Source organism: Armatimonadota bacterium (assembly GCA_020354555.1).
Lineage (GTDB): Bacteria > Armatimonadota > Hebobacteria.
This window is the reverse complement of sequence record CP070648.1, coordinates 4,520,015-4,527,423: the sequence shown is the minus strand read 5'-3', so window position 1 is coordinate 4,527,423 and position 7,409 is coordinate 4,520,015. Positions and strand designations below refer to the sequence as shown.

The window sequence follows — 7,409 nt, the reverse complement described above, 5'->3', positions numbered from 1 at the left end:
TTCCCGCCCCCGGCGGGCATGCCTCGCTTCGCTCGGAATGACAAACGGGGTGCGGAGCGGCCGGGGAGGACGCGAAGGCTCACGGTCGCGTCATTCAGCGGGAGCAAGGCGAGCGGAGTTCACCCGCCTCTGGCGGGAGTCTCGGCAGGGCATGCCGTCATAGTCCCGGACAACCGGCGCAGCGGCGCCGAGATTCCCGCCCACGGCGGGCATGCCTCGCCTTGCTCGGAATGATGGGATACTCGGCGGAGCATATGTCTGGAGACAATCACATGACCGCCGGTGATGACGGCGAGAAGACAAACGGAACCGGATTGCCCCACACCCACATCGTGCGGCGGCTGGTGGTCACGTGCGCGGTGCTGTGCGTCATCCTGGCGGGCGCGGGGGCGGCGGCGGTGAGCCTGGGGCCGTATCCGATCCGGCTGCGCGACCTGTGGGCCGCGGTGATGGGACAGGCGCCCGCGAACGTCGCCACGATTCTGATGACGGTGCGGCTGCCGCGCATCGCGCTCGGCGCGCTGGTCGGGTGCTCGCTGTCGGTGGCGGGCGGGGCGTTCCAGGGGATGCTGATGAACCCGCTGGCGGACCCGTATCTCATCGGCGTGTCCTCCGGCGCGGCGCTCGGCGCGAGCCTGGCGATTGTGCTCAACGTCTCCGGCGCGGGCGGGTTCGGGGTGCCGCTGGCGGCGTTTCTGTTCGCGCTGGCGACGATGGTGCTGGTGTACCGCCTGGCGCAGATACGCGGGAAGATCCCGGTCGAGAGCTTCATCCTCGCCGGGGTCGTCGTGGGCAGTTTCATGTGGGCGCTGGTGACGGTGATCATGGCGCTCGCGGGCAAGAGCCTGTCGGAAGTTGTGTTCTGGCTCATGGGCAACCTGTTCGTCGAGGGCTGGGGGCCGGTGGGGATCGTGCTCGGCGCGACGGTGGTGGGGATGGTCGGGCTCTACGCGTTCGCGCGCGAGCTGAACCTGCTTGCGCTGGGGGAGGAATCCGCGCAGCAGCTTGGCGTTGACGTCGAGCGGCTGAAGCGGCTGGTCATCGTGTTCGGGTCGCTGCTGACGGCGGCGGCGGTGTCATTCAGCGGAATCATCGGCTTCGTCGGGCTCATCATGCCGCATATCGCGCGCAGAATCGTCGGGCCGGATCACCGCGTGCTGCTGCCGGCGGCGGGATTGATCGGCGCGAGCTTCCTGGTGCTCGCGGACACGGTGGCGCGCGTCGCGGGGCCGTGGGAACTGCCGGTGGGTGTCATCACCTCGCTGCTCGGCGCGCCGTTCTTCCTGTATCTGCTGCGGACGCGCACGCGGGGGTGAGAGGTTGGATGGCCTTGCGTCCCCGCCGCCGGTGAGGAACGGGACAGTTACCTATTCCTGCTCCCTCCAAGCAGGCAACACCGGCGCAGCTCCGCGGAATAGGTAACAGTCCCCCCGGGGCGCGGGTGCTTGCGGCAGGGGCGAGATTCCTCTCTCGCTGCGCTCGATCGGAATGACACGTGGCTGGGCTAGCGCTAGCCACGCACGCGCTGCTATTCGCACGCCACGGGCACTCGGCGTTCGTCGGCGGTTACCGTTACTTCTCTGCAGGACGCCCCCGCCCCGCAGCCGCGCCTCGATTTCCGCTATTTGCCTTCTTCCGCGGGCTCCTCGGGGTGGGGCGACGGCGCGCCGCACGCGGGACAGAACTTCCAGTCCGGCGCGAGGGCTTCGCGTCCACACTTGGTGCATGTCGCGCCAGACTCTGGCACGCCGACAACGGATGGCGTTTGTTGCCCCTGCCCCAAGATCGTCAACGCAGCTCGCGTCGCATCATCCGACTGCAGCCGGTAGAGCAAGGACGGCGCCTGCGAGAGAATCCTGTTCCACGTTAGGGCAGCGCCCGGCGCACCAGGGCCGGTTACTCTCAGCTCCGGCTTGGGGACGATGTGGATCTCGGGGTTGCCCTTGCGCGCCGCGTAGTCCTCCCCTGAGATGAGCCCCTCATCGCGCATCTTCGTAAGGGTCTCGGGTTTCCTGTACGACACGGTGTAGGCAAGCCCGGCCTGGTTGACGATCATAGCGAGCACGTCGCCGATTGGCATGCGGTAGATCGCCGCCGTCACCTTCAGTTCGTTGGACACGGGCTCCGCGACGTGGATTGGGATGCCGGAAGCCTCGGAGAGCTTGGTCATCGCCTCGCGGATCGGAGCGTCCTTGACATCGAGGTCAACAAGCTTGTCGTCGCCCTCGAAGGTCGGTCGCGCGAGGTCTTGGAAAACCGACCGGGCCTCTGTAGGGACTTGTAGCCTCGTCGTTAGGAAAGGGCCTTCCGTCGCCAACGGAGCGGTCGGGGATACCCGCGAACCGACAGACATCGCGCCCACGACGGGGACTCTGGCGCCGCCGACGCTGACGCTGGGGGGCATGCGGATTACTCCGCCGTCTCGTCCGACATCCTCCCACTCGAGGCCGGCGGCTGCGCACACCAGCATAACCGCTTCTTCGGGTGAGGCATCCCGGATCGTCGCGGTTACGCGGAGGTCCTCGGGGATGTCACGGAAAGCGATGGAGACGGGCGCATCCCCAATCAGGGCCTCGATCGCGTCCATGACCGGAGTATCCTTGAACTCGATGGTGATCCGCTTGCCACTGACGGCCCCTGGCGGTCGTACCCCGTACTCCGTCAGTTCCAAGTCCCTTTCGCTCCCGATGCCGACGGCCACGAAACCCACGCCGGGAGCAATCCATACCGTGCCTCGGGCTTGGCCTTGAATGGCCCATGAAACCTTCACGGCATTGGGGAAGCTGCCCGCCGGCGTGATCGTGGGTTCCGGCTGCACGCCGGTGATGGTTACGGCACCCGCTTCAGCCAACTCCCAGCGGGACCCGACCTTCAATTCGGGCATGGCGAGATCCAGCACCTCCGTGTCCCGCGAACCAACAACGTCCATCCACGCCTTGATGGACTTCCGATCGGGGGCGAGCACCACCTGAAACGGAACCATCATCTGAGGGACGAATGATGCCACAATCGGAACGCTCACCGGGGGGCGGGGGGATACCACCACCTTCAGCATCATTCCCGCGTCGGAAGGCGACGCCTCGAGGATAGACATCGTCAGATTCCCCTCGCCCTCGACACGATAGGTCCAGAAGGATCCCGCCCGCAGCTCGGGCGGCCCCTGCGGTGACAGGTTGAGCGACATCAGTATCAGCATTATCCACGAGATTCCTGCTTGCATGGTTCTGGGTTCTCCTTTCCGTTGTTCTGCAGAGTCTCGTTTATTACCGCAGCGCCGGTAATACCCGAGGACTCTTTCGGACGAGGTTCGTGTGGAGCGGCGCCGCCGCCTCCGGCGTCCTTCTGTCGTACACGAACCTCGATAGGTCAGCGGCGCGTTGTGGCCCGCGGACTTGTCAGTGGCCTCCGGTCAGCCCCCCTGGTCCGGGCTCGGCGCTTCGGGCCCGGTTCGCTCGTATGCAACGCGGACGGCACGCGGCTGATTGTCTGCGTCACGTTCCACGGTCTGCTGGACGACCGATTTTGCGCCATCCGGGAAAGACATCTCGGCATAATAGCTCGACGCGGGAGCTGAGTTGCGCGCTTCACCGATGAGAAGAATGATGCCGGCCGGCGCATCATCGCGCCCATCTGCAGCAACCGGTTCGGGAAGCGGCCGCTCGGCGGGCACTGGCACCGGCGGCGGCGTCTCAAGGGCCACGCTCGGCGCGGGCTTCGGGCGCCGGACGACGCGGCGCGGGGCGCGCGGCTGCTCCTCGACCACCGGTGCGGGAGGCGCAGGCGGTTCGGCTGGTGCGACTACCTCGGCCTCGTCGGGCGCGGGCAGCTCGGCTGGTTCAGCTTTCATCGCGACGTTGGCGGACGGTGATGCGGGTCGCGTCTTCGCATGCGGCCACACGAGCACGGCGAGCAGGACGGCCGCCGTCGCGAGCCCCACGCCGGCCCACACCCACCGGATCCGGCGGCCAAGTCGCGGGGCCGGATGGCGGCGCGATGTGGCCGTAGCCGCAGGAGCAGGTTCGATGACGCTGAGCCTGCGCAGGGCGTTCTCGGCTTGCTGCAGGGCGGCGGCTTCCGCCCGGCAGGCAACGCAGCGCGCCAAGTGCGCTGTGATTTCCGCCTGCTCGGCGGCGCCAAGCTCGCCCTCGACGTAGTCAACCAACGTTCGTCTTGCGGTTCGGCAGTTCACTTCTCGATCTCATCCCGGCCGGCCAGGCGCAGGTACTCGTCCTTGAATGCGCGCTTGGCGCGGTGTGCGGTCACCTTGGCGCGGCTGAGCGACCAGTGCAGGCACTCGGCGATCTCCTGATGTGAGAGCGACAAGGAATAGCGCAGCACGAGAACGGCGCGGTGCGCGGGGCGCAGCCGTGCCAGCGCCGCGCGAACGTGGTCAATCGTCTCCGCATCGGCGGCGGGGTTGCGGTCAGTCGGCATAGGCTCTCGGTGTCGGCGGCGCGCGTCATGGGCGACGTTCACAGCGATGCGATACAGCCACGTGGTGAAGCTCGACCGACCGGCGAACTTGGGCAGGCCGCGCCAGGCATGAACGAAGGTCTCCTGGAGCAGGTCCTGGGCGTCCTCGCGATCGCCGCACAGATTGAAACAGAGCGTGTACACATAATCGCGATGCCGGCGATACAACTCGTCGAGCGCAGCCCGCTCGCCCTGCTGGGCGCGCGCGACCAAAGCGCCGTCGCGTCCCGCAGCGCGTGTTGCCGGGCTCCCTTCGGTCAACCGAGACTCTCCCAGTGCGCCGTTACGGCTCGTCATCACCTTCCAATACCTTTGACGGGAGGTTACGCGGAAAGGTTACAAGTCCTTGCGGGCGCGGTGAACGAGGGGGCAAGAGGCCCCCGGAGCCCCGCGGGCCCGCCCCTACTTGCGTATCACGATCTGCGTGCCCAGGTCGGCGAAGCCGTAGAGTTCGTCTATCTCGTCGTCGGTAAGAGAGATGCAGCCGATGGTGCGGCACGCGCCGCCGTGGATGCCGATGTTGCCGCCGAGGCGAGTATTCTGCGGCGGCTCCTGCCGCCGCTCCGCCGCGCGCACGACGCGTTCGTATTCCGCGCGCGTGATGAGCCGGTCTCTCAGCCCGCGCTCGGCGTCCTCCATGGTCGGATAGCTGACGCCGAGGAACTTGTGGAATGAGCTTCGCGGGTTCTTGCGGGAGACGTAGAACTCGCCCTCCGGCGTCGCCATGTCGCCTTCAACCTCTTTATCGCGCTCCGGCACCGGCCCCTGGGTGACCGCGTAACGCTTGAGCAATTCGCCGTTGACGAAGACCTGCAGCACGCCGTCCGATTTGTCAATGACGATTTGCTTGTCGATCGCGCCGGGGTGTGATTCCTGATAGTCCGCAACGAGGTCCGCGAGGTCGGTCTGCGGGTACGCGGCGCGGGTGAAGTAAGCGTCGTGGGCGCGGTTGTAGATGAGGCGCGCGTTGCGCCACAGCGCGACGAGCGCGACGGCGATGATGATGATGCCGATTACCCGCCACGTTCTTCGTTTGCGCGTGCGCGTGGTCATCTCGGAGTGCGCCCCCCGCGCCGAAGGGATTATAGCGCGGCGGACGCGTCGGGGCAATGCCGCAAGGACAGGCGCGCGGGGTCGCCGAAGAGTGGGGAGTCGCTGCGCGAAGGACGATCGGCGGGAGGTGCGGGCGGTTCGCGACTTGTGCGCCTTCGGCGGGAACCGCCTTAGAGATGCCGGGAGCGAAAGAATGGATCATGCGGACAATCTGGCCCGCGTGTGGGTGAAGCCGGTGGACCCGGAGGAGTATCCGGGATTCGCCGAGCGCGCCGTAAGACCCGTCACGCGCGCGGATCTGGACAACGAGTTCCACACCGTCGCCTTGCGCGGCTTCGGCGCCGACCGCTCGCCCGCGGAGCCGCCGCATCAGTTCCGCCTCGTCAACATCGAGCAGACGCTCGACCTCTACACCAAGGACTACGACTTCGGGCGCGTCATCTGGCCGTTCTGGACTTTCCTGTTCGCCGAGAACTGGCGCGAGGCGATCGACGAGATGGCGGCGCGCAAGCTCTACCTCTTCGACATCTGGGGGTACTGCCCGTCCGGGCGCGTTGACCAGTACGGGTGGTCGGAGTACCAGGTGCCGAATGAGGTGCATCAGTACATCGTGCAAGCGATGGGCCCGCGCTTCCTGGGCTACGACAACGGCGAGCAGGATGGGCGCTACATCGGCGGGTACGCGAAATTGGTGTGCCCGGCGCCGGTGACGCGGCGGCAGGGGTATGAGGCGTTCGGCCAGTACTTCCGGCGCCTCGGCGATGACCTGCAGAACTACCTCGTGTCGCTCAACAGCCTGACGTTCCCGCACTACTTCGCGGACATGGGCAATCACCGACTGCTGGGCGCGGAGACGGCGCAGGCGCTGCCGAGCGTGCCGATGTGGTACGCGTTCATCCGCGGGGCGGGGAAGCAGTACGGCGTGCTGTGGTTCGGCAACGCGAGCGTGTGGAACCGGTGGGGCGCGAAGTCGCTCGCGGACGTCAACGCCGAGGACAGTACCGCGCCGGGGTTTCTGAGCGGCCCGACCGCCGGCACGAGCATGAGCCTGCTGCGGCGGTTGTGGTATCTGCTCGTGATGTACGGCAGCGTGATGATGGGGTTCGAGTCGGGGCATCTCGGGAGCGAGACCGAAGAGCGCACGGTGGGCGGGGAGACGAAGACGGTGCCCGCGCTGACGGATATCGGGCGCGAGCACCTGCGCGGCGCGCAGTGGTGCGCGGATCACCCCGATCGCGGAGAGCAGCACACGCCGGTCGCGCTGCTGTGGGACTTCTACGCGGGCTGGGCGCCGCCGCGGCACCTCTACACCGGGGACGCGTATCTCGTCTGGGGCAACATGCCGTACGGCAAGGGCGATCATCAGATCGACCTGCTCCTGCGCGAGCTGTATCCGCACTACGAGGACGCCGGGTTCTACCACAGCGAGCGCGGGTTCCTGACCGCGACGCCGTGCGGGGATTCGTTCGACGTGCTGCTGTCGGATGTGTCGGATGAAGTGCTTAACCGCTACCAGTGCGTCGTTGTACTCGGCGAAACGCGCATTGAGGGGGAGCTGCTGGGAAAGCTGTCGCGGTATGTCGCGAACGGGGGGCACGTGGTGGCGTGCGCGAATCAGCTTGACGCGGAGGCGGCTGCGCTGTTCGGCGTGGACATCGGTTCGGTCGAGGAGGCGTATCACGCGATCGTCGAAGGACACGCGTGGCCGATCAGCGAGCCGCGATTCCGCATGCATCGCCTGACGTGCGAGCCGGGCGCGGCGGTGCTGGCGCAGACGCGGCAGGGGGCGCCGCTGGCGGTGCGCGCGGGACATGAGGGCGGTGGCTCGACGCTCCTTTTTGCCGCGGAGTTCTTCCTGGCGAACGCGACGCTCTCGCCGGAGA

6 protein-coding genes are annotated in these 7,409 nt (G+C 67.1%); 2 read left to right on the top strand and 4 right to left on the bottom strand.

Translation table 11 applies throughout. From position 1 onward, the window contains the following. Positions 1 to 272 precede the first annotated feature (272 nt). The gene (locus JSV65_18580) at positions 273 to 1,316 is read left to right on the top strand and encodes an iron chelate uptake ABC transporter family permease subunit (GenBank protein ID UCH34504.1); all 1,044 of its coding nucleotides are present in this window, start codon (positions 273 to 275) and stop codon (positions 1,314 to 1,316) included. Positions 1,317 to 1,621: 305 nt separating this feature from the next. Here JSV65_18580 and JSV65_18575 read toward each other — a convergent pair whose 3' ends face one another. The 4 genes from JSV65_18575 to JSV65_18560 all read right to left on the bottom strand — a co-directional run bounded on the left by JSV65_18575 (position 1,622) and on the right by JSV65_18560 (position 5,526). After that, on the bottom strand, positions 1,622 to 3,220 hold the full coding sequence (locus tag JSV65_18575; protein ID UCH34503.1) for a zinc ribbon domain-containing protein: 1,599 nt from the start codon (positions 3,218 to 3,220) through the stop codon (positions 1,622 to 1,624). A gap of 189 nt (positions 3,221 to 3,409) precedes the next feature. Continuing rightward, complete coding sequence (locus JSV65_18570) at positions 3,410 to 4,189, bottom strand: zf-HC2 domain-containing protein (protein ID UCH34502.1); 780 nt, start codon at positions 4,187 to 4,189, stop codon at positions 3,410 to 3,412. Then, on the bottom strand, positions 4,186 to 4,734 hold the full coding sequence (locus JSV65_18565) for an RNA polymerase sigma factor (protein UCH34501.1): 549 nt from the start codon (positions 4,732 to 4,734) through the stop codon (positions 4,186 to 4,188). Before JSV65_18565 ends, JSV65_18570 begins: the two co-directional genes overlap by 4 nt. A 141-nt stretch (positions 4,735 to 4,875) precedes the next feature. Next, the gene (locus tag JSV65_18560; GenBank protein UCH34500.1) at positions 4,876 to 5,526 is read right to left on the bottom strand and encodes a L,D-transpeptidase family protein; all 651 of its coding nucleotides are present in this window, start codon (positions 5,524 to 5,526) and stop codon (positions 4,876 to 4,878) included. A gap of 193 nt (positions 5,527 to 5,719) precedes the next feature. Between JSV65_18560 and JSV65_18555 the strand changes: the two genes are divergently transcribed. Further along, on the top strand, positions 5,720 to 7,409 hold a 1,690-nt coding region (locus tag JSV65_18555), incomplete at its 3' end, for a hypothetical protein (protein UCH34499.1).

Excerpts from the sequence above, each read along its gene's own strand:
- JSV65_18580 (UCH34504.1), top strand. The coding sequence starts at position 273 with ATGACCGCCGGTGATGACGGCGAGAAGACAAACGGAACCGGATTGCCC.
- JSV65_18575 (UCH34503.1), bottom strand. The coding sequence starts at position 3,220 with ATGCAAGCAGGAATCTCGTGGATAATGCTGATACTGATGTCGCTCAAC.
- JSV65_18560 (UCH34500.1), bottom strand. The coding sequence starts at position 5,526 with ATGACCACGCGCACGCGCAAACGAAGAACGTGGCGGGTAATCGGCATC.